Annotated in this window: 17 protein-coding genes; 11 read left to right on the forward strand and 6 right to left on the reverse strand. The window is 73.8% G+C overall.

The genetic code is table 11. The features are described 5' to 3' along the window. Positions 1-42: 42 nt before the first annotated feature. Entirely contained in the window at positions 43-1,560 is a 1,518-nt protein-coding gene (locus ACFQ80_RS05090; RefSeq protein ID WP_430562802.1) for a hypothetical protein, read from the reverse strand. A gap of 307 nt (positions 1,561-1,867) precedes the next feature. Between ACFQ80_RS05090 and ACFQ80_RS05095 the strand changes: the two genes are divergently transcribed. The 3 genes from ACFQ80_RS05095 to ACFQ80_RS05105 are packed head-to-tail and all read left to right on the forward strand — an operon-like array spanning position 1,868 to position 5,268. After that, positions 1,868-3,280, forward strand: a complete 1,413-nt coding sequence (locus tag ACFQ80_RS05095) for a hypothetical protein (protein WP_430562803.1) — start codon at positions 1,868-1,870, stop codon at positions 3,278-3,280. After that, positions 3,277-4,290, forward strand: coding sequence for a hypothetical protein (locus ACFQ80_RS05100; RefSeq protein WP_430552031.1), 1,014 nt, complete (start codon positions 3,277-3,279; stop codon positions 4,288-4,290). The genes ACFQ80_RS05095 and ACFQ80_RS05100 overlap by 4 nt, the downstream gene beginning before the upstream one ends. Positions 4,291-4,314: 24 nt before the next feature. Continuing rightward, positions 4,315-5,268 carry a co-chaperone YbbN gene (locus ACFQ80_RS05105; protein ID WP_430552032.1) on the forward strand — a complete coding sequence of 318 codons (954 nt, stop codon included), beginning with the start codon at positions 4,315-4,317 and terminating at the stop codon, positions 5,266-5,268. Positions 5,269-5,290: 22 nt separating this feature from the next. Here ACFQ80_RS05105 and glgB read toward each other — a convergent pair whose 3' ends face one another. Next, complete coding sequence (gene glgB / locus ACFQ80_RS05110) at positions 5,291-7,510, reverse strand: 1,4-alpha-glucan branching protein GlgB (RefSeq protein WP_430562804.1); 2,220 nt, start codon at positions 7,508-7,510, stop codon at positions 5,291-5,293. Between the two features lie 103 nt (positions 7,511-7,613). Between glgB and ACFQ80_RS05115 the strand changes: the two genes are divergently transcribed. Beyond that, positions 7,614-8,627, forward strand: a complete 1,014-nt coding sequence (locus tag ACFQ80_RS05115; protein WP_430562805.1) for a LacI family DNA-binding transcriptional regulator — start codon at positions 7,614-7,616, stop codon at positions 8,625-8,627. Here ACFQ80_RS05115 and ACFQ80_RS05120 read toward each other — a convergent pair. Further along, complete coding sequence (locus ACFQ80_RS05120) at positions 8,624-10,756, reverse strand: alpha-galactosidase (protein ID WP_430562806.1); 2,133 nt, start codon at positions 10,754-10,756, stop codon at positions 8,624-8,626. The genes ACFQ80_RS05115 and ACFQ80_RS05120 overlap by 4 nt on opposite strands. Next, positions 10,753-12,021, reverse strand: coding sequence for an ROK family protein (locus ACFQ80_RS05125; protein ID WP_430562807.1), 1,269 nt, complete (start codon positions 12,019-12,021; stop codon positions 10,753-10,755). Before ACFQ80_RS05125 ends, ACFQ80_RS05120 begins: the two co-directional genes overlap by 4 nt. A 129-nt stretch (positions 12,022-12,150) precedes the next feature. On the opposite strand from ACFQ80_RS05125, the gene ACFQ80_RS05130 reads away from it, so the two are divergent. The 7 genes from ACFQ80_RS05130 to ACFQ80_RS05160 all read left to right on the forward strand — a co-directional run bounded on the left by ACFQ80_RS05130 (position 12,151) and on the right by ACFQ80_RS05160 (position 22,471). Next, positions 12,151-13,845 (forward strand): ABC transporter substrate-binding protein, encoded by a 1,695-nt coding sequence (locus ACFQ80_RS05130; RefSeq protein WP_430562808.1) that lies wholly within the window; start codon positions 12,151-12,153, stop codon positions 13,843-13,845. 39 nt (positions 13,846-13,884) lie between these two features. Next, a complete protein-coding gene (locus tag ACFQ80_RS05135; RefSeq protein WP_429735193.1) occupies positions 13,885-14,874 on the forward strand; it encodes an ABC transporter permease in 990 nt (329 codons plus the stop codon). A gap of 14 nt (positions 14,875-14,888) precedes the next feature. Continuing rightward, the gene (locus ACFQ80_RS05140) at positions 14,889-15,956 is read left to right on the forward strand and encodes an ABC transporter permease (RefSeq protein WP_430562809.1); all 1,068 of its coding nucleotides are present in this window, start codon (positions 14,889-14,891) and stop codon (positions 15,954-15,956) included. Further along, positions 15,953-16,879: an ABC transporter ATP-binding protein gene (locus ACFQ80_RS05145; RefSeq protein ID WP_430562810.1), complete on the forward strand. Its 927-nt coding sequence runs from the start codon at positions 15,953-15,955 to the stop codon at positions 16,877-16,879. Before ACFQ80_RS05140 ends, ACFQ80_RS05145 begins: the two co-directional genes overlap by 4 nt. After that, entirely contained in the window at positions 16,876-17,796 is a 921-nt protein-coding gene (locus ACFQ80_RS05150) for an ABC transporter ATP-binding protein (RefSeq protein WP_430562811.1), read from the forward strand. Before ACFQ80_RS05145 ends, ACFQ80_RS05150 begins: the two co-directional genes overlap by 4 nt. Continuing rightward, complete coding sequence (locus tag ACFQ80_RS05155) at positions 17,793-19,832, forward strand: beta-galactosidase (protein WP_430562812.1); 2,040 nt, start codon at positions 17,793-17,795, stop codon at positions 19,830-19,832. The genes ACFQ80_RS05150 and ACFQ80_RS05155 overlap by 4 nt, the downstream gene beginning before the upstream one ends. Before the next feature lie 65 nt (positions 19,833-19,897). After that, a complete protein-coding gene (locus ACFQ80_RS05160; RefSeq protein ID WP_430562813.1) occupies positions 19,898-22,471 on the forward strand; it encodes a glycoside hydrolase family 2 protein in 2,574 nt (857 codons plus the stop codon). Here the strand turns inward: ACFQ80_RS05160 and ACFQ80_RS05165 are convergent. Together ACFQ80_RS05165 and treS are read right to left on the reverse strand one after the other, a co-directional pair. Continuing rightward, complete coding sequence (locus tag ACFQ80_RS05165) at positions 22,455-23,855, reverse strand: aminoglycoside phosphotransferase (protein WP_430562814.1); 1,401 nt, start codon at positions 23,853-23,855, stop codon at positions 22,455-22,457. The genes ACFQ80_RS05160 and ACFQ80_RS05165 overlap by 17 nt on opposite strands. Then, positions 23,852-25,627, reverse strand: a complete 1,776-nt coding sequence (treS, locus tag ACFQ80_RS05170; RefSeq protein WP_430552044.1) for a maltose alpha-D-glucosyltransferase — start codon at positions 25,625-25,627, stop codon at positions 23,852-23,854. Before treS ends, ACFQ80_RS05165 begins: the two co-directional genes overlap by 4 nt. Positions 25,628-25,642 lie beyond the last annotated feature (15 nt).

Consider the following 25,642-nt stretch of genomic DNA (forward strand, 5'->3'; position numbering starts at 1 on the left):
CCACCGAACGGTGGCGGGCCCGCGGCGTCGGGGCGTGGTCGCTCAGGCCTTGGACGGGGCCGGAGACTCCTCCTCGACGTCGGCCTCGGCCTCGGTCGTCGCCTCGGTCTCGGTCTTCGCGGCGGTGTCGTCGCCGTCGGCGGTGTCCTGGGGCGCCGCGTCGTCCGGCTGCGCGTCGAGGGCCTCGGCTCCCTGCTCGTCCGCCTGCTCGTCCGCCTGCTCGTCGGCCTCCGGCTCGACGTCGGCGGTCTCGTCGACCGTCTTCGCCTGCGGGGCCGGGGGTGCCGGGACGGCCTTCTGCACGAGGGCGACGGGCTGGCCCGCGCCGGCCGGGGTCTCGGACTTCTCCGTGCCGAGCAGGCCGCGGAGCTCCTCGAGGTAGGAGTTGATCGAGTCGTGCCGGCGGGTGAGGTCCTCGAGCTGGCGGGTGGCCGTGGAGCGGTGGTTCTCCGCCTCGACGCGCGCGTCGTTGACCATCTGCTCGGTGAACTCCCGCGCCTCGGCGACGATCCCGTCCGCGGTGCGGCGGGCGTCCGCGACCAGGGACTTCACGTACGCGTCGGACTCCGCGCGGACCTTCTCCGCCTGCTGCAGGGCCAGGGCGACGCGCTGCTCGGCCTCCGCCGCGTGCTCCTCGGCGGCGCGGACGAGCAGGTCCGTCTCCTGGCGTGCGGTCTCGTGCCGCGCGGCGGCCTCGTGCTCCACCTGCTCGCGGCGCTGCGCGATCTCGAGCTCGGCGTCGGCCAGCGCGGCACGGGCCTGCTCGCGCAGCTGCTCGAGCTCGGTCGTCACGGCGTCGGACGCCTCGGCGGCCTGGTGCTTGGCCTCGGCGACGATGCGGGCGGCCTCGCGGCGCGTGCGCTCCAGGAGATCGCTCGACTCGCGGTCGGCCTCCTCGCGCTGCGCCGCGGCCTCGGCGGCGGCCTGGGCCCGCTGCTGCGCGGTGTCCCGCTCGGCGGCGACCCGCAGCTCGGTGGTCTCGCGCTCCGCGGTGGAACGCTGGACGCCGATCTCGCGCTCGAGGGTGGCGCGCCGCTCGCTCTCCTCCGCGGACAGGGTGCTGGTGATGAGGGCGGCCTCGCGCTCGGCGGAGCCCACGAGCTCCTCGGCGCGGCGCTGGGCGGCGAGCAGGGTGCCCTCCGCCTCGGCGGCCGTGGTGGACCGGATCTCCTCCGCCTCGCGGCGGGCGCTGCCCAGCAGCTCGGAGGCCTCGGACTCCGCGCGGGCGCGCACCTGGCCCGCGGACAGCTTGGCGCGCGCCATGATGTCGGCGGCCTGCTGGTTCGCCTGCGTGAGGACCTCGGTGGACTGCTCCTCCGCGGACCGCAGGAGCCGCTCGACGCGCGAGCCGAGCCCGGCGTACGAGGGCTTCTCGTTCTCCCGCAGCTGGCGCTGCGCGAGCGCGAGCTCCGAGGAGATCTGCATGGCGCGCGCGTCGGTGCTCTCGACGTTCCGGCGGGCCTCCTCGAGCGCCTGCTCGAGTCGGGCGATGTGACCGTCCACCTGCGGGCGGTCGTAACCGCGCATGGTGATCGGGAAGAGCGTGCGCTCGTCGGACACGTGCAGACCTCCGTACATGGTGGGTGCCCCGGCGTCGCCAGGATAGTGGCGGGGGCAGGGCGCCGATACTCGGGACATTCTGGCCCTCGCGGGACGAGTCGGACATCCTCCCACGCCGGGTCGGTGCGGCGCCACGGCGTCGCCACGGCAGTGTTCCACGGGTCGTGACGACGCGCAGGAGCCCGGGCGCGTCGGTCGTACGCGAGTCGTGAAGGGTTGGTGAACCGCACCCTGCCAGGGCGGTCACGTGGACGGAGCCCGCCGCGCCGTCCCTATGCTGGACTGTCCACGTCGAAGGGAAAGCTCGGTGCTGCAACGCATTCTGGGCGGTGTCCTGGTCCTGGTCGGACTGGCAGCCGCCGCGCTCGGTGTCGCCTCGGCCACGGTCTGGCGCGACACCGACACGGTGGTCGCCACGGCCAAGCCGACCGGTGACGGCACGCTCGTCGTCACCGACCCCGGTGTCCTCGGGCTCGTCGGTGGCGACGTCACCGTGAGCGCGTCCGTCCCCGAGGGTCAGAAGGTCACCCTCGCCGTCGGTCGCGACGTCGACGTCAAGGGGTGGGTCGGCAACGACCCGTACTCGCGCGTGACGGGTCTGAGCGACTGGGAGAACCTCTCCGTCGCGGCGGGCGAGCCGGCCGACGCCGACGCCGAGACCAACGAGGCGCCGGAGTCCGGCCCCGACCCGGCAGGGTCGGACATGTGGGTGGCCGAGGCCTCCGACGAGAACAGCGTCACGCTGCGCTGGAGCGACCGCCCCGGCAGCTGGACGCTCCTCGCCGCCGGCGTCGGCAAGGGCGCGCAGGCGCCGACCCTCGAGCTCAGCTGGCCGCGCACCGTGAGCACGCCCTACCTGTGGCCCGGCGTCGGGGTGGGCGCCGTGCTGGTGCTCGCCGGGGCCCTGCTGCTCGTGCTGGGGGGACGGCGTACCCGCGCCCGCCAGGCCGACCTCGCCGAGCAGGGCGCGGGCGACGAGACCGCCACCGACCTCCACGACGGGCCGTCGGCAGGTGGCCTCGGGGCGCCGTTCGCCCCGGTGCGCCCGTCGACCGAGTCCGCCGGCCCCTGGTCGCCGGCGACACCCGCCGGGCCGTCGGTGGACGACGTCCCGCCCGTCGAGCCCGCGCCGGACGGCGAGAGCGAGGACGACTCCCGGGAGGACGGCACCGCCCGCGACTCGGCCTCCGGCACGGCCGAGGTGCCGCTCGCCGGCCGGCTCCTGCGCCGGTCGCGACGCCGCCAGCGCGAGGAGACCGCCGACGCGGCTGTCGACGCACCGGCGTCGTCGGCCGACCCGGCGCCCGAGGCGACGCCGGTCGGCGTCGACGCGGCGGCGCCCGCGCCGTTCGGCGGCCTGCCCGCCCCGGCGGTGCCGGTGCCGGCGGAGGCGTCCGTGGACGAGCCCGTGCCGGCCGAGCCGACGACCGCCACCGGCGCCCTGCGCATGACGCGGCGGGAGCTGCGTGCCCAGGAGGAGGCCCGGCGGGCCGCGGAGCAGGGCGGGATGACCCGCATGCTGCGCGCCATCACGGGCTCGATCCCCACGGTGCGCCCGGCGCAGCCCGACCAGGCGTCCGAGCAGGGCGCACCCCGACCCGACACCTCCACGCCCGCGGGGCGCGCCGCTGCCTGGCGCGCTACCTGGGGCTTCGGCGACGCCACCCGCACCGGGCAGGCCGCCGACCCGACGACCGACGACGACGGGGAGAACCGATGAACCGCCGTACCACCCGCGGCCTGGCCGTGGCGAGCGCCCTCGTCGTGTCGACGACGCTGCTCGCCGGCTGCGCCGACGAGCTGCCCCAGCCCCAGCCCGGCGAGGCCGTCGGCGGGCCCGTGCTGACCGAGGAGCAGGACACCCAGGTGTTCACCGCGGTCGCGGACACGGTCGCGAAGGCCGACAAGGCCCTCAAGGGCAAGGATCTCAAGGCGCGCGTGACCGGCCCGGCGTACGAGGTGCGCACCAGCCAGCTCGCGGTCGCGAAGAAGCGGGACAACGCGGAGTTCGTCACGGACATCCCGAGCGAGTCCCAGCAGATGATCATCCCCACCACCGAGGGGTGGCCGCGCACGAGCTTCTCCATCACGGCCAGCACCGAGGACCTCGAGACGCCGCGCCTCGTCGCGTTCGAGCAGGGGTCCGCGCGCGCCGACTACAAGATGTGGTCGTGGGTGCAGCTCATCCCGGGGCAGAGCATGCCGTACTTCGCCGACTCGGCCGTGGGCTCGGCCGCCGTCGCGGGGGACGACGACTCCCTGGCGGCGTCCCCGGTCGACGCCCTCGCGCAGTACGCGGACCTCGTCACCCTCGGGGCCAAGAAGTCGTCCTTCGCGAAGGGCTTCGAGCTGCCCGACGGCGACCTGGTCGCGGCCGTCGCGGCCGACGCGGCGGCGTGGAAGGAGGTCGACGGCTTCGAGGAGTCCGGGACCGAGTACACGCAGAAGTACAAGGCGCGCAAGGACGAGGTCCGTGCCGTCCGCACGGCCGACGGCGGGGCGCTCGTCATGGGCGTCCTCGACGGCACGACCACGGTCAAGGCCGAGGACGAGGCCAAGGTGCCCGCCCTCTCCGAGACGCAGAAGGCGCTGCTCGGCGACGCCGCGCAGACCAACGTGCTGAAGACCGAGTACACGGACATGGTCGCGCTGTACGTCCCGGCCAAGGGCTCGGACGAGAAGATCCGGCCGCTCGGGTACTCGCACGTGGCGACGGCGGCCTCGAACTGACGCTCCGCTCGTAGGATGGCGCCCATGACCAACCCCACGCCCGACCCGACCTTCAGCACGCGTGGCGCCGTCGACCTGTCGGCGCTCAACCGCCCGCAGTCGCCGCCCCCGGGGGAGCCCGGTGGGGCGCCGTCGGCGGGCGGCTACGTGCTGGACGTCACGGACGCGAACTTCCAGCAGGTGGTGCAGGACTCGACCACGTACCCCGTGGTCATGCTGCTGTGGATCCCCACCGACAAGGCCAACGCCGACCTCGGCGAGCTGCTGGGTCGGCTCGCGGAGGAGTACGCCGGCAGGTTCCTGCTCGGCCGTCTCGACGCGCAGGCGTACCCCCAGGTGGCCGCGGCCTTCCAGGTGCAGGGGGTGCCGACCGTCGTCGCGGTGCTGCAGGGCCAGCCGCTCCCGCTGTTCCAGGGCGCGGCGCCCGAGGAGCAGGTGCGCGGCGTGCTGGACCAGGTGCTGGCCGCGGCCGAGCAGAACGGCGTCACGGGACGCGCCCCGGCCCAGGGCGCCGAGGGCGAGGAGCCCGCCGAGGCCGCCGACCAGGAGCCGGTCGAGGAGCCGCTGCCGCCGCTGCACCAGGAGGCGTACGACGCGATCGAGCGCGACGACCTCGACACCGCCGTCGCCGCGTACGAGAAGGCGATCAAGCAGGACCCGAAGGATGCCCTCGCGGTGGCCGGGCTCGCGCAGGTGCGCCTGCTGCAGCGCACGCGCGGTGTCGACCTCCAGACGGCCCGGACCGCGGCGGCCGACGCCCCGGCCGACCTCGACGCGCAGCTGGGCGTGGCCGACATGGACATGCTCGGCGGCAAGGTGGAGGACGCCTTCGCCCGGCTGCTCGAGCTGCTCCCCGGTGCCGACGCGGACGCCAAGGAGAAGCTGCGCGTGCGGCTGGTCGAGTACTTCGAGATCGTCGGCCCCACCGACCCCCGCGTGGTCAAGGCCCGTCAGCGCCTGGCGATCAGCCTCTACTGACGGCTCTACCTGACCGGCGGCTCTACCGATCGGCGGGTCGCAGCACCAGCGCGCCGAGCGGCGGCACCCGCAGCGTGACGGAGTGCCGCCGCCCCTTCCACGGCACGTCCTGGGCGTGCACGCGGCCGAGGTTGCCGACGCCGGAGCCGCCGTAGACCTCGGCGTCCGTGTTGAGGACCTCGTCCCAGGCGCCGCCGTCGGGCAGTGCGAGCCGGTAGCCCTCGTGCGGGACGCCCGCGAAGTTCACGACCACGACGACGGGGGCGCCGTCGGCGGACCGGCGCACCCACGAGAGCGTGTCGTGGTCGGCGTCGTCGGCGTCGAGCCACTCGAAGCCGGCGGCGTCGAAGTCCCGCTCCCAGAGGGCGGGCGTGGCGCGGTAGACCGCGTTGAGGTCGCGCACCAGGCGCTGCACGCCGGCGTGGCCCGGGGTCTCGAGCAGCCACCAGTCGAGGCCGGAGCCCTCGTCCCACTCGGCGTCCTGCGCGAACTCCTGCCCCATGAACAGCAGCTGCTTGCCCGGGTGGGTCCACTGGTAGGCGAGGAAGGCGCGCACCCCGGCGAGCTGCTTCCACCGGTCGCCCGGCATGCGGCGCAGCAGCGAGCCCTTGCCGTGCACCACCTCGTCGTGGCTGATCGGCAGCACGTACTGCTCCGAGAACGCGTAGACCAGCGAGAACGTCAGCTCGTGGTGGTGGTAGCGCCGGTACATCGGGTCGTGCGCGACGTACCGCAGGCCGTCGTTCATCCAGCCCATGTTCCACTTCAGCCCGAAACCGAGCCCGCCCGCGTCGGTGGGCCGGGTGACGCCGGGGAAGGCCGTGGACTCCTCGGCGATCATCATGACGCCGGGGGAGCGGCGGTAGGCGGTGGCGTTGGCCTCCTGCAGGAACGCGATGGCCTCGAGGTTCTCCCGCCCGCCGCGGACGTTCGGCTCCCACTCGCCGGGCTTGCGCGAGTAGTCGAGGTAGAGCATCGACGCCACGGCGTCCACGCGCAGGCCGTCGGCGTGGAACTCCTCGAACCAGTACGTCGCGTTGGCGACGAGGAAGTTGCGCACCTCGCGGCGGCCGAAGTCGAAGACGAGCGTGCCCCAGTCGGGCTGCTCCCCGCGGCGGGGGTCCGGGTGCTCGTACAGCGGGCCGCCGTCGAACCGCGCGAGCGCGAACTCGTCACGGGGGAAGTGGCCGGGCACCCAGTCGAGGATGACGCCGACGCCGGCCCGGTGCAGGCGGTCCACGAGGTAGCGGAAGTCGTCGGGGTGCCCGAACCGCGCCGTCGGCGCGTAGTAGCCGGTCACCTGGTAGCCCCACGACCCGCCGAAGGGGTGCTCCGCCACGGGCAGCAGCTCGACGTGGGTGAAGCCCTGCTCGACGACGTACGCGGTGAGCTCCTCCGCGAGCTCCCGGTAGCCGAGACCCGGCCGCCACGAGCCCAGGTGCACCTCGTAGACGCTCACCGGGCCGGAGTGCGGGTCGGTCGCCGCGCGGCGTGCCATCCACTCGCCGTCCGACCACTCGTACGCCGAGTCGACGACGACCGACGCCGTCGCGGGCGGCACCTGGGTGCCTTTGGCGAGCGGGTCGGCCTTGGCCCGCCACACGCGGTCGGCGCCCAGCACCTCGAACTTGTACCGGGTGCCCTCGCCCACGCCGGGCACGAACAGCTCCCAGACCCCGCTCGCGCCGAGCGAGCGCATCGGGTGCACCGTGGTCCAGCGGTTGTGGTCGCCCACCAGCCGCACGCCCCGGGCGTTCGGCGCCCAGACGGCGAACGCCGTCCCGTCGACGTCGCCCAGCGCGCTCGGGAACCGGCGGGGGTTGGCGCCGAGCGCCCGCCACAGCTCCTCGTGCCGGCCCTCGGCGATCAGGTGCAGGTCCATCTCGCCCAGCGTGGGCAGGAAGCGGTACGGGTCGTCGACGGTCTGCACGTCGTCGTCGTACCGCGTGCGGACCCGGTAGTCCGGCGCGTGGCGCCCGCCGCCGGCGTCCACGCCCGCCGGCACCACCGACTCCCACACCCCCGCGGCCACGTGCCCGGCCGGGTGCTCGCCGTCCGTGGTCACGACGGTCACCTCGTCGGCCAGCGGCCGCAGCACGCGCACGACCGCCCAGGCCCGGTCGGCCGGCGTCCCCGGGTCGTCCAGCAGGTGCGGACCGAGCACGGTGTGCGGGTCGTGCAGGGTGCCCTGCGCGAGGGCGGTCAGCACCTCGGGGTCGACGGGCGGTGGCGACGGCGTCATGCGCCCACGATTCCACGGACGTATGTCGGGCGCGTTCCGACGCGCGGCCCGGCACGGGCGGCGGCCCGGCGAGGCATACCATCCTGCTCGGGAAGGAGAGCGGATGGCTCGGATCACGATCGCGGACATCGCCCGACGGGCCGGTGTGTCCACGGGCGCGGTGTCCTACGCCCTCAACGACCGCCCGGGCGTCTCCGACGAGACCAGGGCACGGATCCTCGGGGTCGCGGCGGAGCTCGGGTGGGTGCCGAGCCAGGCGGCCCGGGCGCTGTCCGGCGCCCGGGTGGAGACGATCGGCCTGGTGCTCGCCCGCGCTCCGGAGACCCTGGGCTTCGAGTCGTTCTACATGCAGTTCATCGCGGGCATCGAGCAGGTGCTCACGGAGCGCTCGTACGGGCTGCTGCTGCAGGTCGTGCCGGACATGGAGGCCGAGACCCAGGCGCACCGGCGCTGGCACGCCGCCCGCCGCGTCGACGGCGTGATCGTGGTCGACCCCCGCAAGGACGACCCCCGGATCGCGGCGCTGTCGGAGCGCGACGCCCTGCCCGCCGTCGTCGTGGGCGACCCCGAGTTCGCGGGGAACCTGCCCGCCGTGTACACCGACGACGCCACGGCCCTCCGCGAGTGCGTGCGCTATCTCGCCGGGCTGGGGCACCGCAGGATCGGCCGCGTGTCCGGCACGGAGGGCTTCGGGCACACGACCATCCGTGACGTGGCGTTCGAGGACGAGGCGAGGCGCGCGGACGTGGACGCCCGGGTGGCGCGGGCGGACTTCACGCCGGACTCCGGCGCGGCCGCCACCCGCTCCCTGCTGGAGGCGGACGACCCCGTGACGGCCGTGATCTACGACAACGACGTCATGGCGTTCGCCGGCCTCGGGGTCGCGCACGGGCTCGGGGCCCGTGTGCCCGAGGACGTCTCGCTGGTGGCCTGGGACGACTCGCCGCTGTGCCAGGCGGCCTACCCCCAGCTCACCGCGCTCAGCCACGACGTGACGAGCTACGGGGCGCACGTGGCCCGGCGGCTGTTCGAGCGGATGGCCGGGGCCGAGGCGCGGGCGTACCGCGACTCGACCCCGACTCTCACGGTGCGAGGGAGCACCGGCCCGCCGGCCTAGGCCGGCGCGAGGTGCAGCACGAGCGCCTGGACGGGCCACAGCGTCGGCAGCTGCAGCCCGACCTCGGCGAGCACCCGGCCGGGGAGGGTGACCGGCCCGTCGCCGAGCCAGCCCGGCGTGACCCAGCCCCAGCGCGACTCCCCGACCTCGTCCCGCAGCCGCACCGTGTACCGCCGCTCCGGGTCGAGACCGTCGATCCGCAGCCGCTCCGCGAGCGCCTCCTCGGGCGACGCGACGGTCGCGACGGTGACGACGGCCTCCGACCGGTCCTGTGCGACCACGGTGCGGACCCGGAGGGCGGGGTCGGCGGTGTCGGGGTGCCGCACGGTGCCCGTGTGGAGAAGGCCGCGGAGCTCCTTGTAGAGCGCCGCGAACGCGGTGATCCGGGCGGTCTCCTCGGGGGTGCAGCCGAGGATGTCCCACTCGAACCCGGCCGAGCCCTGCAGCGACGTGGCGATCCGGTACGACAGGTCGGTGGCCCGTCCGGAGGAGTGCGCGGGCGAGGGCCCGACGTGCGCGCCGACCAGCTCGGGGGGCAGCACCAGCTCGGTCCAGCGCTGGACGTCCTGCCGCTCCACCGGGTCGTTGGAGTCGGAGGCCCAGACCCGGTCGGTGCGGGCGAGGATGCCGAGGTCGGTGCGCGCCCCGCCGGAGGAGCAGGACTCGATCTCCAGGGCGGGGTGGTCCTGCCGGAGCCGGTCCAGGAGCCGGTACGCGGCGAGCGTCTGGGCGTGCGTGCCGGGCGCGCCGTCGTGGACCGGCTCGACCAGGTCCCGGTTGTGGTCCCACTTGACGAAGTCGACGCCGAGATCCTTCACGAGCGCGGAGATCTGCCCCCGGACGTGCTCCCACGCGTCGGGGTTCGCCAGGTCGAGCACGTACTGGGTACGGAACGACAGGCCGTCGGGGGACGGGACGGAGTCGGGGTTGGCCAGGATCCACTCGGGATGGCGGCGCGCGAGGTCCGAGTCGAGGTTGACCATCTCCGGCTCGAACCACAGGCCGAGCTGCATCCCCAGGCCGTGCACCAGCTCGGCGAGCGGCTCGAGGCCGTCGGGCCACGCGCCGCGGTCGACCACCCAGTCGCCGAGACCCTTGGTGTCGTCCCGGCGCGCGGGGAACCAGCCGTCGTCGAGGACGAAGCGCTCGACCCCCACCTCCGCCGCCCGCCGGGCGAGCGCGAAGAGGCGCTCGGGGTCGTGGTCGAAGTACACCGCCTCCCAGGTGTTGAGCACGAGCGGCCGGGGCGAGCGCGGGTGCCGGGGGCGGGCGCGCAGCCAGGTGTGGAACCGTGCCGCGACGCCGTCGAGGCCCTCGTCCGACCAGGCGAAGTACGCCGTCGGCGCGCGGTACGACTCGCCGGGCGCCAGGACGAGCTCGCCGGGCCGGAGGAGCTCTCCCGCGCCGAGCAGCGAGACGTGCTCGGTGACCCGGTCGACGCGGTGGCGCACGTCGGCGCTCCAGCCCAGGTGGGTGGCCCACACCCGGCCCGTCCCGGCGCGGGGCGCGCCCTCGGAGGCGATCGTCACCCACGGGGCGTCGTGGCCGCCGCGACCCCGGCGGGACTCGCGCACCGTGGTCCCGCGCGGCATCGGGGTCGTGAGCGGAGACTTCTCGCGCGTCCACCGCCCGCCGAACGTGGTGAGGTGGTCGGCCGTCTTCGGCACGGTCAGGGTCGCCTCGAGCCAGGCGACCTCGAGCCGGTCGGCGCCGTCGTTGACGAGCTCGTGGTCGAGCGTGACCAGTCCCCCCGGGCCGATCTCCACGCGGGTGCGCAGGGTGAGGTTGCCGGCCGCGTCGGTGGCCGTGACGACGGCGGTCGTCTCGTCCGGGCGGTCCACGGAGGACTCCCACCGCGGGTACACGGGGAGGCCGGCACGCGTGACGAGCAGGCCGGGGCGGCCGGACCAGCCGTCGGACTCCTGCGGCAGGAGCGGCAGACGCCAGGCGGCGTCGAGGGTGCCGGGCGGCGTCTGGCGGCTGGTGGCCCGGAGGAGGGCCTCGGCGGCGGCGTCGTCGAGCGGACCGAGGTCCGCGCCCCAGTGCACGACGGCGGGCAGGCCGCGCGCGGGCAGATGGAGGACGAGGGCGGTCCCGTCGCGGTGCAGGACGTGGTGGGCGGTGGTCACAGGGCTCCGATCGTGGCGGGCTGGTCGGGTTCGAGGTCGGTCGAGGGTCGGGGTCGGGCGCGCCCCAGGGGCAGGCCCGCGTCGGGTGCGCCGCGCAGCACGGTGAGGGCGCCGCCGACGGCGGCGACGGTGGCGACCTGCCCGGAGAGCGCGACCCGAGGCGGGCTGAGGGTGCGGCTGAGGGCGTGCTCGGACAGTGCCGCGCCGACGACGTGGCGGTACAGGGGGCCGGCCGTCGCGAACGCCGGGCCGGCGAGCAGCACGGTGTCCACGTCGAAGAGGTTGACGAGGACGGTGGCCGCCTGGCCGACCCTGCGGGCGGACCGGGTGAGCAGGTCGGTGGCGTCCGCGTCGCCGTCGCGCGCGGCACGGGCCACGCGCTCGAAGTCGGCGAGCGCGTCCTCGGCGGGTCCCCGCACGCCCCAGCGCTCGGCGACACCGCCGTGGGCCAGGGCCTGGGTGACGACGGCCGCCGGGCCCGCCTCCGCCTGCGTGCACCCCCGGTTGCCGCAGACGCAGGCGGACCGCGCGTCCGGGAGCGGGACGTGGCCGATCTCGACCGCGTTCGAGGCGCGCCCCCGGTAGGCGACGCCGTCCACGACGACGGCCCCGCCGATCCCTGAGGCCATGTAGACCAGCCCGAACGTCTCGGTGTCGAGGTCTCGCGTCCACAGCTCGCCCACGGCCGCCGCGGTCGCGTCGTTCTCCAGCAGGACGGGCAGCCCCAGCCCGGCGGCCAGCCGCGCCGTCAGCGGGAACCTCTCCCAGGCCGGCGTGGGCTGTGCGGTGAGCAGCATGCCCCGCTCCCGGTCCTGCGGACCGTGGGTCACGAGGCCGACGCCGAGCACACGGTCGCGCGGGACGCCGGCGCTGGTGAGCAGGTCGCCCACGTGGTCGACGAGCGCCCCCACGGTCCGGTCGGGCGAGCGCCGCCCGGAGCCCCGCAGCCCGGCGCTCGCGACCGTCGCGCCGGCGAAGTCGACGACCACCGCCGTCGTGGTGGTGAGGTCGACCTGGATGCCGACGGCGTACCCGGCGTCCGCCGTGACGCTCAGCAGGCGGCGCGGCTGGCCCCTGCCGCGATGCTGGACACCGGTCTCGTGCACCAGCCCGAGGTCCAGGAGCCCCCGGACCACGTGCGTGACGGTCGGGGAGGTGAGCCCGGAGAGCCGGGCCAGCTCCACGCGGCTGATCGACCCGCGGGTCCGCACGAGATCGAGCAGACGGCGCGACGAGACGACCTGCGCGACGCCGTCCAGCAGCATGTATCGCCTCCTTGCGTGAGTGACCTACGGCACTTGACCGCTTAAGTTAACCATGGCAAGAATACCCACGAGCGCCGACGACGGCGCCGCTGGAGCCGGCTCTGGTGCCGGCACGAGAAAGGACCGCAGATGTTCCTCAGGACAGGAATCCGTCGGCGTGGCGCGGTGCTCGCCGGCGTCGCGGCCCTCGGTCTCGCCCTCGCGGCGTGCTCCGGGGGCGGCTCGGACGGCAGCTCGGGCGGCTCGGGAGGTGGCGCGAGCAGCACGCTCGTCGCGTACACCGGCCAGGCCGGCGACTACCAGATCAACTTCAACCCGTTCTCGCCCTCGAAGATCGGTGGCCTCGGGACCATCTACGAGCCCCTCTTCTTCTACAACAAGGCGGAGGTGCGGGACCCGGTGCCCCTGCTGGGCACCGAGCAGGCATGGAACGACGACGGCACGGAGCTGTCCGTCACGCTGCGCGAGGGTGTCACCTGGAGCGACGGCGAGCCGTTCACCGCCAAGGACGTGGAGTTCACCTTCACCCTCCTCAAGGACAACCCGTCGATCAACAGCGGCGGCTTCGACGGGACGGCGAAGGCCGTCGACGACACGCACGTGACGTTCACGTTCGAGCAGCCGGCGTTCGTCAAGGGGCCGGACGTGATGAACACGCCGATCGTGCCCCAGCACCTGTGGAAGGACATCAACCCCGTCGAGGACGTCATCGAGGAGCCCGTGGGCACCGGCGCCTACCTGCTCGACGACTTCAAGCCGCAGGCCTTCACCTACAAGGCGAACCCCGACTACTGGGGCGGCGAGCCCGAGCTGAAGAACATCCGCTTCCTGGCGCTGTCGGGCAACCAGGCGGGCGCCGACGCGATCGCGGCCGGCACGGTCGACTGGCAGACGGGACCCATCCCCGACATCCAGAACACGAACAAGAACTTCCCCAGCTACGACGCGTTCACGCAGTGGCAGAACCAGATGGTGCTGTCCACCTGCTCGAGCACCGAGATGGGTTGCGAAGGACCGCAGACGGATCCCGCCGTCCGCAAGGCGCTGTACTACGCGATGGACCGCACCCAGCTCAACAAGCTGGCCTTCATGGAGACCGCGAACGAGATGTCCCCGGTCTTCACGCTGACCCCCAGCCAGGACGCGTTCGTCTCGGACGCGGTCACCGAGAAGACCGCCCCGATGTCCGCGGAGCCCGACAAGGCCGCACAGCTGCTCGAGGACGCGGGCTGGGCGAAGGGCTCCGACGGCATCTACGCGAAGGACGGCGAGAAGCTCACGCTGACGGTCGAGGTCGTGACCGGGTGGACGGACTACATCACCGCCCTGGACACGATGGCCTCCCAGGCGAAGGCCGTCGGGATCGACCTGCAGACGGCGCAGTCGTCGTGGAACGAGTGGACGGAGAAGAAGGGGTCGGGCAAGTTCGAGCTGGCCATCGACTCCCTCTGGCAGGGGCCGGCGCCCGACCCGTTCTACCTCTACAACTACTTCTTCGACTCCGGCTCGGGGGCGAAGGTCGGAAAGTCCGCGGGGAACAACTACTCGCGGTACTCGAACCCCGAGGTCGACAAGGCGCTCGACGAGCTGGCGAAGCTCCCGCTCGACGACGCGGCCGCACGGCAGCCGTACTTCGACACGATCCAGGCGCAGATCCTCGAGGACATGCCGTACGTGCCGATCCTCACCGGCGGCACCACCAGCGTGTGGAACACCGCGAAGTTCACCGGTTGGCCCTCCGAGGACGACCTGTACGCCTTCCCGGCCGTGTGGTCCGCGATGGACGCCGCCGAGATCTTCAAGAAGATCCAGCCGGCCGGCTGACATGACCCGAGACGTCGTCCCCGAGGAAAGCACCCTGCCGTGAACTACTTCCTGCGCAAGATGGGCTTCTACGTCGTGGCGCTGTGGGCCGCGCTGACGTTGAACTTCGCGATCCCCCGGCTTCTCCCGGGCAATCCGGTCGACATCCTGCTCGCCAAGCTGCAGCAGCGTGGCGGGACGGTCACGCCCGAGACCCGCGAGGCATACGCGCTCCTCCTCGGGGGCGACGACTCCCAACCGTTGTGGAACCAGTACGTCGACTACCTGAACAACCTCGTCCACGGCGACCTGGGCGTGTCGGTCAGCTACTACCCGGCGCAGGTCACGGACGTCATCGCGCAGTCGCTGCCGTGGACGGTGGTCCTGGTGGGCATCGCCACCGTGATGGCCGCCGTCCTGGGCGTGACGCTCGGGGCGTTCGTCGGGTGGAAGCCCGGCACCTGGCTGGACTCGCTGATCCCGGCGACCACCCTCCTGGCCGCGGTGCCGTACTTCTGGCTGGCGCTGATCCTGGCGTACTTCCTGGCCCGCGTGCTCGGCTGGTTCCCGCTGCAGGGCGGCTACGACGTCGTCCTGGACCCCGGCTGGAACGCCGAGTTCATCCTCTCCGCCATCCACTACGGCGCCCTGCCGGCGCTGACCATCGTGCTCGCCTCCGTGGGCGGCTGGTTGCTCGGGATGCGCAACATGATGGTCTCCACCCTGTCCGAGGACTACGTCCTCACGGCCGAGGCCAAGGGTCTGTCGCCCCGCAAGGTGCTGCGCTCGTACGCGTCGCGCAACGCGGTGCTGCCGTCGGTCGCCGGCTTCGCGATCTCGCTCGGCTTCGTGGTCTCCGGGTCGGTGATCACCGAGCAGGTGTTCTCCTACCCGGGCATCGGCGGCCGGCTGCTGGGGGCCGTGACCAACAACGACTACGCGCTCATGCAGGGGCTGTTCCTCGTCATCACGCTCGCCGTGCTCGGCGCGAACCTCGTGGTCGACCTGCTGTACGGCCTGATCGACCCGCGCACCCGAGCCCGGTCCTGAGAGGAGGCACCGTCATGACGAACCTGAGTCCTGCGAACGAACCGTCCCTCGTGGACGAGGCCGAGGCCGAGGAGGTGGCGCGCGACCGCGCCGGCGGCGCGCCGCGCTCCGGCTGGCGCATGCTCCTGCCCACGATGACGCCCTGGCTGGCCGTCGGCCTGGTGCTGGTCGGCGTCATCACGCTCTTCGGCATCTTCGGCCCGTACCTGGTGGGCGACCCGCGGCAGATCCGCGACATCGGGCTGACGCCGCCGTCGGCCGACTTCCTGCTCGGCACCACGCAGACCGGCCAGGACGTGCTCGCCCAGCTGGCGTACGCGACCCGCGGCTCGCTGCAGATCGGCCTGCTGGTCGGCGTGCTGGCCACCGCCCTGTCCGCGTTCTTCGGCATCTACGGGGCCTACCGCGGCGGCTTCGCCGACGAGGCGTTCTCGCTGCTGTCGAACGTCTTCCTGGTGATCCCCGGGCTGCCGCTCGTGATCGTCATCTCCGGCTTCGTGCCGCGCGAGAGCCGCGGGCTGTGGACCATCGCGATCGTGCTGGCGGTGACGAGCTGGGCCGCGTCGGCGCGGGTGCTGAGAGCCCAGACCCTGTCCGTGCGCCACCGTGACTACGTGGCGGCGTCGAAGGTCTCGGGCGAGAAGCCGTGGCGCGTCATCGTCGTCGAGATCCTGCCGAACCTCCTTCCGGTGATCGCGTCGCAGTTCGTCTTCGCGGTGATCGCGGCGATCCTCGGCGAGGCCGGGCTGTCGTTCATCGGCCTGGGGGCGTCGAACTCCTCGACGCTCGGCACGATGCTCTTCTACGCGCAGAACGGCTTCGCCCTCTCGCTCGGGGCGTGGTGGTGGTTCGTGCCGCCGGGCCTGATGATCGCCCTGTTCGGCATGGGCCTGTCGCTCATCAACTTCTCGATCGACGAGATCATCAACCCCAAGCTCAAGAACCTGCGCCAGCACCGCAGGCGGGCCCGCAAGGCCGCCCGCCTCGAGCGCGAGCTGGCCCGCGCGCACCGCCGGTCGCGCCCGCAGGAGCCGGACGCGGTCCGCGAGTCGGACGGCGCGAAGGAGGTGTCCGCGCGATGACGACGACCCTGGTGAAGGACGAAGGGACCGCCGCCCGCGGCGGCCGGACGGAGCCGGTCCTCACGGTCTCGGACCTCACGGTGGTCTACGAGGTGGAGCAGCCGGTCACGGCGGTGAAGGACGCGAGCCTCACGCTGCACCGCGGGGAGATCCTCGGCCTCGCCGGCGAGTCCGGCTGCGGCAAGACGACGCTCGCCTACGCGGTCAACCGGCTGCACCGGCCCCCGGCGCGGATCGCGTCCGGGAGCATCACCTTCCACGACCGCGACGGCACGGACGTCGACGTGCTCGCCCTGGAGGACTCCGCGCTGCGCGCGTTCCGCTGGGACAAGCTGTCGATGGTGTTCCAGGGCGCGATGAACGCCCTCAACCCGGTGACGACCGTGCGGGCACAGCTGCGGGACACGCTGCTGGCCCACCGGCCGGGCACGCCGCGGGCCGAGGTGCGCCGCCGGTCGGAGGAGGTGCTGACCCGCGTCGGCGTGGACCCGCGGCGCCTCGGGTCGTACGCGCACGAGCTGTCCGGCGGGATGCGCCAGCGCGTCATGATCGCGATGGCGATGCTGCTGGAGCCCCAGATCATGATCATGGACGAGCCGACGACGGCGCTCGACGTCGTCGTGCAGCGCGACATCCTGCGCGAGATCGTGCGGCTGCGCGACGAGCTCGACTTCGCGGTCGTGTTCATCACCCACGACCTGCCCCTGCTGCTCGAGATCAGCGACCGGATCGCGGTCATGCTGGAGGGCGAGATCGTCGAGCTCGACACCGCGCAGCGCCTGTACCGCGAAGCGCGCCACCCGTACACCCGCAAGCTCCTCGGCTCGTTCCCGAGCCTGTCGGGGGAGCGGGGCGGCTTCATCCGCAGCGGCGTCGACGACTTCGCCGAGCCCGCCGCCACCCCCGAGGAGGACCGCGCATGACCCGTGTCCACGTGTCCGACCTGGTCAAGGACTACTCGATCCGCTCGGGGCTGCGCCGGTCGCGGCTGCGCGCCGTCGACCACGTGAGCCTCGACCTGGTTCCCGGGCGCACGGTCGCCCTGGTGGGGGAGTCGGGCTCCGGCAAGTCCACGATCGCGAAGATCCTCACGCGCATGGAGAAGCCGACGTCGGGGACGGTCGACGTCCGCCTCGACGACGACACGCCGGTCCAGGGGTCGCTGTACCGGCGCCAGGTGCAGATGGTCTTCCAGGACCCGTTCGCCTCGCTCAACCCGTTCCACTCGATCGAGCACCACGTCGCCCGCCCGCTGCGGATCCACCAGCGCACGCGCACGGCGCAGGAGACGCACGAGCGCGTGGTCGAGATGCTCGAGCGGGTCAACCTCACGCCCGCCGAGGACATCGCCTCGCGCCGGCCCCACGAGCTGTCCGGGGGCCAGCGCCAGCGTGTCGCCATCGCCCGGGCGCTCGCCCCGGGCGCCCAGGTGCTCATCGCCGACGAGCCCGTGTCGATGCTCGACGTGTCGATCCGGCTCGGCGTCCTCAACCTGCTCGGGCGCCTGCAGCGCGAGGACCGCCTGGCCGTCCTCTACATCACGCACGACCTGGCCACCGCCCGGCACTTCTCCGACGAGATCGTCGTGCTGTACCGGGGCCGGGTCGTCGAACGTGGACCGGCGGACGCGGTGATCCTCGACCCGCACCACGACTACACCAAGCTGCTCGCGATGGCGGCGCCGGACCCCGAGCGGGTCGACCGCGTGACCCTCACCCAGGAGGGCACGGACCGCGGCGCGATCGACAACAGCGTGTGCTTCGACCACTTCGCTGGTGAGTGGCAGGAGGCCGGTGTGCCCGCGGCGCGCGGCGGCGCGGCCGCGCGGGCCACGTCGTGACGGCTGCGTCCCGCGGGGCCCAGACGCGCTGGCCCGCGGACGGCCTGGCCTACGGCGGCGACTACAACCCCGAGCAGTGGCCGCGGGAGGTGTGGGACGAGGACGTGCGCCTCATGCGCGTGGCCGGGGTCAACCTCGTGACCCTCGGGGTCTTCGCCTGGGGGACCGTCGAGGTCGCCGACGACGTCCGGGACTGGTCGTGGCTCGACGACGCGATCGAGCTGCTGCACGCCCACGGGATCGCCGTGGACCTGGCCACCCCCACGGCGGCGCCGCCGAGCTGGCTGCTCGCCGCGCACCCCGACATCGCGCCCGTGCTCGTCGACGGGTACCGGGAGCCGGCCGGAGGGCGCAACGCCTGGTGCCCCGAGTCGAGCGTGTACCGCCGGTACGCGCTGCGGCACGTCGACGCCCTCGCCCGCCGCTACGGAGACCACCCGGCCGTGCGCCTGTGGCACGTGGGGAACGAGCTCGGCGGCGGCAACGCCCGCTGCTACTGCGACGGCTCGGCGGCAGGGTTCCGGCGGTGGCTGCGCGACAGGCACGGCAGCCTCGACGCCGTGAACGCGGCCTGGGGCACGGCGCAGTGGGGGCACCGCTACGGGACGTGGGACGAGATCATGCCGCCGCGCGGCCGCCACGGCGCCCCGAACCCCGGGCTCTTCCTCGACTACGAGCGGTACTCCTCGGACGCGCTGCTGGCGCACTACCTGGCGGAGAAGGAGGTCCTCGAGCGGCACTCGTCCGCGCCCGTCACGACCAACCTCATGGTCGGTGCCGGCGCGCAGGTCGTCGACTACGCGTCGTGGGCCCCGCACACGGCCGTCGTCTCCAACGACCACTACACGCTCGTCGGCGACCTTCCGGCCGGAGACCGCGAGCACGACCTCGCCTTCGCCGCCGACCGGATGCGCGGGATGTCCCCGGGGCGACCGTGGCTCCTGATGGAGAGCTCCACCGGTGGCCCGAGCTGGCAGCGCCGCAACCGTGCTAAGGACCCCGGGGAGATCGTGCGCCACTCCCTCGGTCACGTGGCCAGGGGGTCGGACGGCGCGATGTTCTTCCAGTGGAGGGCCTCGCGGGCCGGCGCCGAGCAGTTCCACTCGGCGATGCTCCCGCACAGCGGCACCCGGTCGCGGGTGTGGCAGGAGGTCGTGGAGCTGGGTGGCCACCTGCGCTCGCTCGCGGAGGTCGCCGGGACGGTCGTCGAACCCGCCCGCGCCGCGATGGTGGTCGACGACCCCGCCGGGTGGGCGCTCCAGCACGGCCTGATGCCGCATCGCGAGCTGTCCTACGGCCGGGAGCTCCGGGCATGGCACCGGGCCCTGTGGGACCGGCAGGTGGTGTGCGACGTCGTTCCGCCCGGAGTGCCGCTCGACGGCTACGACCTCGTCGTCGTGCCGACCCTCCTGGTCGTCGACGACGACGCAGCGGCACGGCTCGCCTCCGTCCCCGCGCGTGGCGGCACCCTGCTGGTGACCTATCTGTCCGGCGTCTGCGACGACGACGGGCAGGTCCGCACCGGCGGGTTCCCCGGCGCGTTCGCCGACGTGCTCGGCGCCTGGAGCGACGAGCTCTACCCGCTCCAGGCGGGACAGGTCGTCCGCCTGGACGACGGCGGCGAGGCGACCGAGTGGACCGAGCGCGTCCACCTCGACGGGGCGGAGGCCGTGGTCCGGTACTCCTCGAGCTCGCTCGCGGGCGGGCCGGCCGTGACCCGGCGCGAGATCGGCGACGGCGCCGCCTGGTACGTCTCGGCGGCCCTCGGCGCCGACGGCGTGGGCCGCGTCGTCGACCGGCTCGTCGCGGACACCGGGGTGCCGCGCGTCCTCGACGCGGCGCCCGGGCTCGAGGCGGTGCGCCGCCGGGGCGACGACCGCTCCTACCTCTTCCTCCTCAACCACACGGGCGACGAGCAGAAGGTCGCCGCCGCCGGGCACGACCTGCTGACCGGGGCGGAGGTCGGGCCGCTGACCACCGTGCCCGCCGGCGGCGTGCGCGTGCTGCGCGAGCCGCGCCGTCCGGCGTCCGACTGAGCCACCTGCGACCCTGACCGGGTCGGCACCCAGCGAACTCCCTGCGAACCACGAAGGACTCCGCCATGACGCACCTCCCCACGACCTTCCGCGCCCTGCACCAGGGGTGGAGCCTGACCGCCGCCGAGCTCGCGGCCGACGCGCCCGACGGCGTGGCATCGGCGCTCGCGGGCGGGATCCCGGCAGCCGTGCCCGGCGAGGCGCACCTCGACCTGCACCGCGAAGGACTGATCGACGAGCCGTTCGACGGCGACAACGAGGCGGCGCAGCAGTGGATCGGCGACACCTCGTGGCGGTTCGCGACGACGTTCGAGTGGCAGCCGGGAGACGCGGCGCGGCACGACCTCGTCGCGCTCGGCCTCGACACCGTGGCGTCGGTGGAGCTGAACGGGGTCGAGCTCGGGCGGACCGAGAACATGTTCCGGTCCTTCCGGTGGGACGCCCGTGGCGCGCTGCGCGAGGGCGACAACTCCTTGGCCGTCACGTTCGCCGCGCCCGTGCCCGAGGCGCTGGCCCGCGCCGAGCGCGACGGGGTGCTGCCGTCGACCAACCATCACGAGTACAACCAGCTGCGGAAGATGGCCTGCTCGTTCGGATGGGACTGGGGCATCGACGTCGCCGGCGCGGGCATCTGGAAGCCGATCGGCCTCGACTCCTGGTCGGGCGTGCGCGTCGTGTCGGTCCGTCCGCTCGTCGACGTCGTGGCAGGGTCGGACGGCAGCCCGGAGGGCGTCCTGACGACGCACGTCGAGATCGAGCGCGACGGCACGGAGGCTACCGGCGACGTGCCCGTGCGTGTGCTGCTCACCGACCCCGAGGGCCGGTCGACGGAGGCGGAGGGCGTCGTGCCGGCGGGGGAGACCACCGCCGTGGTGACCGTCCGCGTGCCGGACGTGCGTCTCTGGTGGCCGCTGGGTCACGGCGACCAGCCCCTGTACGGCGTGGAGGTGTCCGCGTCGAACGGGACCGACGTCGCGGAGTGGGCCGGGCGGGTCGGGTTCCGTACCGTCGAGCTGGACACGACGCCCGACGACTCCGGCGCGCCGTTCCTGCTCAAGATCAACGGCGAGACGGTGCTCGTCCGCGGGGCGAACTGGATCCCCGACCACGCGTTCCTCACGGAGGTCGACCGCGGCCGGTACGCGCGCCGGGTGGACGACGCCCTCGAGGCGAACGTCAACCTGCTGCGGGTGTGGGGCGGCGGCATCTACGAGTCGGACGACCTGTACGACCTCGCCGACGAGCACGGCCTGCTCATGTGGCAGGACTTCCCGTTCGCCTGCGCGGCGTACAGCGAGGACGAGCCGATGCGCGCCGAGGTGGAGGCCGAGGCCCGCGAGAACGTCACGCGGCTCAGCCCGCACCCGTCGCTCGTGATCTGGAACGGCAACAACGAGAACACCTGGGGCTCGGTCGACTGGGGCTGGGCCGGCCGGCTGGGCGGCCGCGCGTGGGGCGACCTGTACTACCGCGAGCTGCTGCCGGGCGTGCTCGCGAAGCTGGACCCCACGCGCCCGTACTCGCCGGCGAGCCCGTACTCGTTCGGCGACTACCGGCACCCGAACGACGAGCGTTACGGCACCATGCACATCTGGGACGTGTGGAACCGGGAGGACTACTCGGTCTACGCCCGCTACCGGCCCCGGTTCCTGTCGGAGTTCGGCTTCCAGGGGCCGCCCGCCTGGTCGACGCTCACGCGCGTGGTCCACGACGAGCCGCTCGACCCGTTCGGCCACCAGATGCTCGTGCACCAGAAGGCGCACCTGGGCAACGCCAAGCTCGAGCGCGGCTGGCAGGGGCACCTGCCCGACCCGGCGACGATCGAGGACTGGCACTGGACGACGCAGCTCAACCAGGCGCACGCCGTGCGCTTCGGGATCGAGCACGTGCGGTCCCTCACGCCGCACAACACCGGCGCGATCATGTGGCAGCTCAACGACAACTGGCCGGTGGTGTCGTGGGCTGCGGTCGACCACGACGAGCACCGCAAGCCGCTGTGGCACGCCCTGCGCGCCGCGTACGCGCCCCGGCTGGCCACCTTCCAGCCGCGGGCGTCCGAGGCGGCGCGGGCCGCCACGTGGGAGGGGCTGGAGCCGGCGCCCGACACCGTCGCGCTGGTCGTCGTCAACGACACCGGTGAGCGCCTGGCCGGGACCTGGACGGTCACGCGCGAGGCGCTGGACGGGTCGGTCCTGGCCAAGGCGACCGTCGAGGTCGACGCGCCCGCCCGCGGCGCGGCGACGGTGACCGTGCCCGCCGAGGTCGCCACGTTCGACGACGCGGCGGCCGAGGTGCTCGTGGCGACGGCCGACGACCCTGAGTCCGGCGTGGCGACGGCCCTGCGGCACGGGGCCGAGGTCGTGGACCAGCGGCTCGACCCGAACCCGCTGCGGATCGAGTCGTCGCCTGCCCCCGGGGGCTGCGAGCTGCGGCTGACCGCGACGTCGCTCGCCCGTGACATCTTCTGCCCGGTCGACGTGGTGGACCCGGCGGCACGCGTCGACGTCGGGCTCGTCACGCTGCGTGCGGGCCAGAGCGTGACGCTCCGGATCACCTCGCCCGGGGGCGACCCGGAGGAGTTCGCCGCCGCCGTGCGCACGGCGAACGACCTGCTGGGTGGGGTCAGCGCGGCCGGGTGAGCACGCGGTCGACGGCCGACAGGGGGATGTGCACCCAGGTCGGCCGTTGCCGCGTCTCGTACACCACCTCGTAGAGCGCCTTGTCCAGCACGAGGGCGGCGAGGACGGCGTCGGCGGTGGGCGGGTCGAGCTCCGGCGGGCGGCGGGTGGTCAGGCCGCTCACGGCCGCAGACGTGTCCGCCGACTGGCGGTAGCGGGCGAGGAAGGCGTGCACGGCCTCCGCCTCCCACCACGGGTCGGGCGCGCCGCCGACGGCGGCGGCGTACGCGAACGAGCGGACCATGCCCGCGACGTCGCGGAGCGGGAGGTCGGGGGCGGTGCGCTCGGCGGCGGGTCGCTGCGGCTCGCCCTCGAAGTCGAGGAGCTTCCACCCGGTCTCGCCGTGCAGGGCCTGGCCGAGGTGCAGGTCGCCGTGCACGGTCTGCAGGCGCAGCCGCGGCAGGCGGGCCTGCAGGTCGTCGAGGAGCGCGTCGATCGCGGGGGCCCGGACCGCCAGGCCCGGCGCCTCGGAGACGGCGAGCGCCGCCCGGTCGCGCAGGCCCCCGACGAACGTCGCCGGGTCGAGCAGCGGACCGGGCGGCATCGCCTGGCGCAGCACCGCGTGCAGCTCCGCCACGACGCGGCCCAGGTCGGCGGCGAGGTGCGCGAACGACTCGCCGCGGCCGGCGTGCTCGCAGGCCAGCTCGAACCCGTCGCGGGCGCGCGGCACCAGCTCGCCGACCACGGCGAGGGCGGTGGTCGTGCCCGGCGCGGTGGGCACCTGGAGGGCACCGAGGAAGCGCGGCACGCCGTCCCAGCCGGCGCGGGTCAGGGCACGGGGCACGACGACGTCGGGGTGCGGCCCGGGGGCCACGGTGCGCAGGATCTTGAGCATCCCGCCGGTGCCGTCGGGCGAGGGCACGCCCGGCAGCACGACGCTCGTGTTCGACTGCTCGCCGGCGACCACGCGCCCGCCCGCGACGAGCGCGTCGGCCGCCACGCCGTCGCCCACGCCGGCCGCCCGCAGCAGGGCGAGCCAGCAGGCGGGGTGCGCGCCGCCGTCGTGCACGGCGACGTCGCCCGCGGCGGTGCGGACGTCGGCGACGAACCCCGGGCCGCGCGCGGCCGGGTCGGTGAGCACGAGCGGCACCTGCGCGACCACCTCGCCGCCCGGCACGCCCGGGCCGCGCAGGCGCACGAGGAGGACGACGACGTCCGCCCCGTCGGGCTCGTCGAGGCCACCCGGGGCGTCGTCGTCGAACGTCACCGCGAGCCACGGCTCGACCCGCACGCCGGCGGCGCTCGCGCCGCCCGCGGGGAACCACCGTCGGCCGGGCAGCCAGGCCGCGAGGAGCTCCCCGACGCTCGGGTCGGGCACTCCCGCGGCCGGCCGCACGGCGGTCATGCCGGCTCGTCCCCGACGGTCTGCGGTGCGGGCGGGGTGAGGAGCAGCCAGTAGAAGTCGCGCGACCCCCACGTCATCGACACGGTGCCGTCCGGGCCGACGTCGGGGAAGCGGGCGCCGCCGAACAGGTCGGTGAGCGTCCAGCCGGCGCGCCCCGGCACCCGCACGAGGGACGACCGCGCCGTCGCGGACAGGTTCGCCGCCACGAGCAGCGTCTCGTCCGCCGAGGTCCGGGTGAACGCGATCACGGCGTCGTCGTCGGCCTCGAGAGGCGCGAACGCCCCGGTGCCGAACGCGGGGTGCAGCCGCCGCACCGCGAGCATGCCGTGCACCCAGTGCAGCAGCGAGGACGGCTGCGCGAGCTGCGCCTCGACGTTGACGTGCTGGTAGTGGTGCACCAGCGACTGCACGAGCGGCAGGTACAGCTTGCCCGGGTCGGCGGTGGAGAAGCCGGAGTTGCGGTCGGGCGTCCACTGCATGGGGGTGCGCACGGCGTCCCGGTCGGGCAGCCAGATGTTGTCGCCCATGCCGATCTCGTCGCCGTAGTACAGGCACGGGCTGCCCGGCAGGCTGAGCAGGAGCGCGTGCGCCAGCTCCACCTCCTTGCGCGAGTTGTCGAGCAGCGGCGCCAGGCGGCGTCGGATGCCGATGTTGGCGCGCATGCGCGGGTCCGGCGCGAACCACCCGTACATCGCCGCCCGCTCCTCGGTCGAGACCATCTCGAGGGTGAGCTCGTCGTGGTTGCGCAGGAACGTGGACCACTGCCCGCCCGGCGCGGGGATGTCCGGCGTGTCGGCGAGGATGTCGAGCAGGGGCCGCGCGCGCTGGTCCCGCATGGCGTAGTACACCCGCGGCATGACGGGGAAGTGGAAGCACATGTGGCACTCGGGCTCGTCCGCCGTGCCGAAGTAGTCCACCACGTCCTGCGGCCACTGGTTCGCCTCGGCCAGCATGATGCGGCCGGGGAACTCGTCGTCGATCATGCGGCGCACCCGGCGCAGGAACGCGTGCGTCTCCGGCAGGTTCTCGCAGTTGGTGCCCTCGGCCTCGAACAGGTACGGCACCGCGTCGAGGCGGAAGCCGTCCACCCCGACCCCCAGCCAGAACCGCGCCACGTCGAGCATCGCGTCGACCACGCGGGGGTTCTCGAAGTTGAGGTCCGGCTGGTGGTGGAAGAACCGGTGCCAGAAGTACTGCCGCCGCACCGGGTCGAACGTCCAGTTCGACGTCTCCGTGTCGACGAAGATGATGCGCGCGTCCTCGTAGCGCGTGTCGTCGTCGGACCACACGTAGAAGTCGCCGTACGGGCCCTCCGGGTCCGACCGCGACGCCTGGAACCACGGGTGCTGGTCGCTGGTGTGGTTCATCACGAGGTCCACCACCACGCGGATGCCGCGCGCGTGCGCCGCCTCGATGAGCTCCGTGAAGTCCGAGATCGTGCCGTACTGGCTCGCGATCGACGTGTAGTCGGCGACGTCGTACCCGCCGTCGCGCAGCGGCGACGGGTAGAACGGCGGGAGCCACAGGCAGTCCACGCCCAGCCACTGCAGGTAGTCGAGCCGCTCCGTGACGCCGCGCAGGTCGCCGGTCCCCGCCCCGCCCGTGTCCGAGAAGGCCCGGACGATGACCTCGTAGAACACGGCCGTGCGGTACCACTCCGGGTCCTCGGACAGGCCCGGCTTGTCCAGGGGCGGCGGCGCGGGCTGCGGCCGGGTGGGCAGCGCCTGCACCGGCACCTGGCGCGTGACCGGGCGCGGCACCTGGGGCGTCATCGGGGCCTGCTCATG

This window comes from Isoptericola sp. NPDC056578, from assembly GCF_042793275.1.
Classification (GTDB): Bacteria; Actinomycetota; Actinomycetes; order Actinomycetales; family Cellulomonadaceae; genus Isoptericola.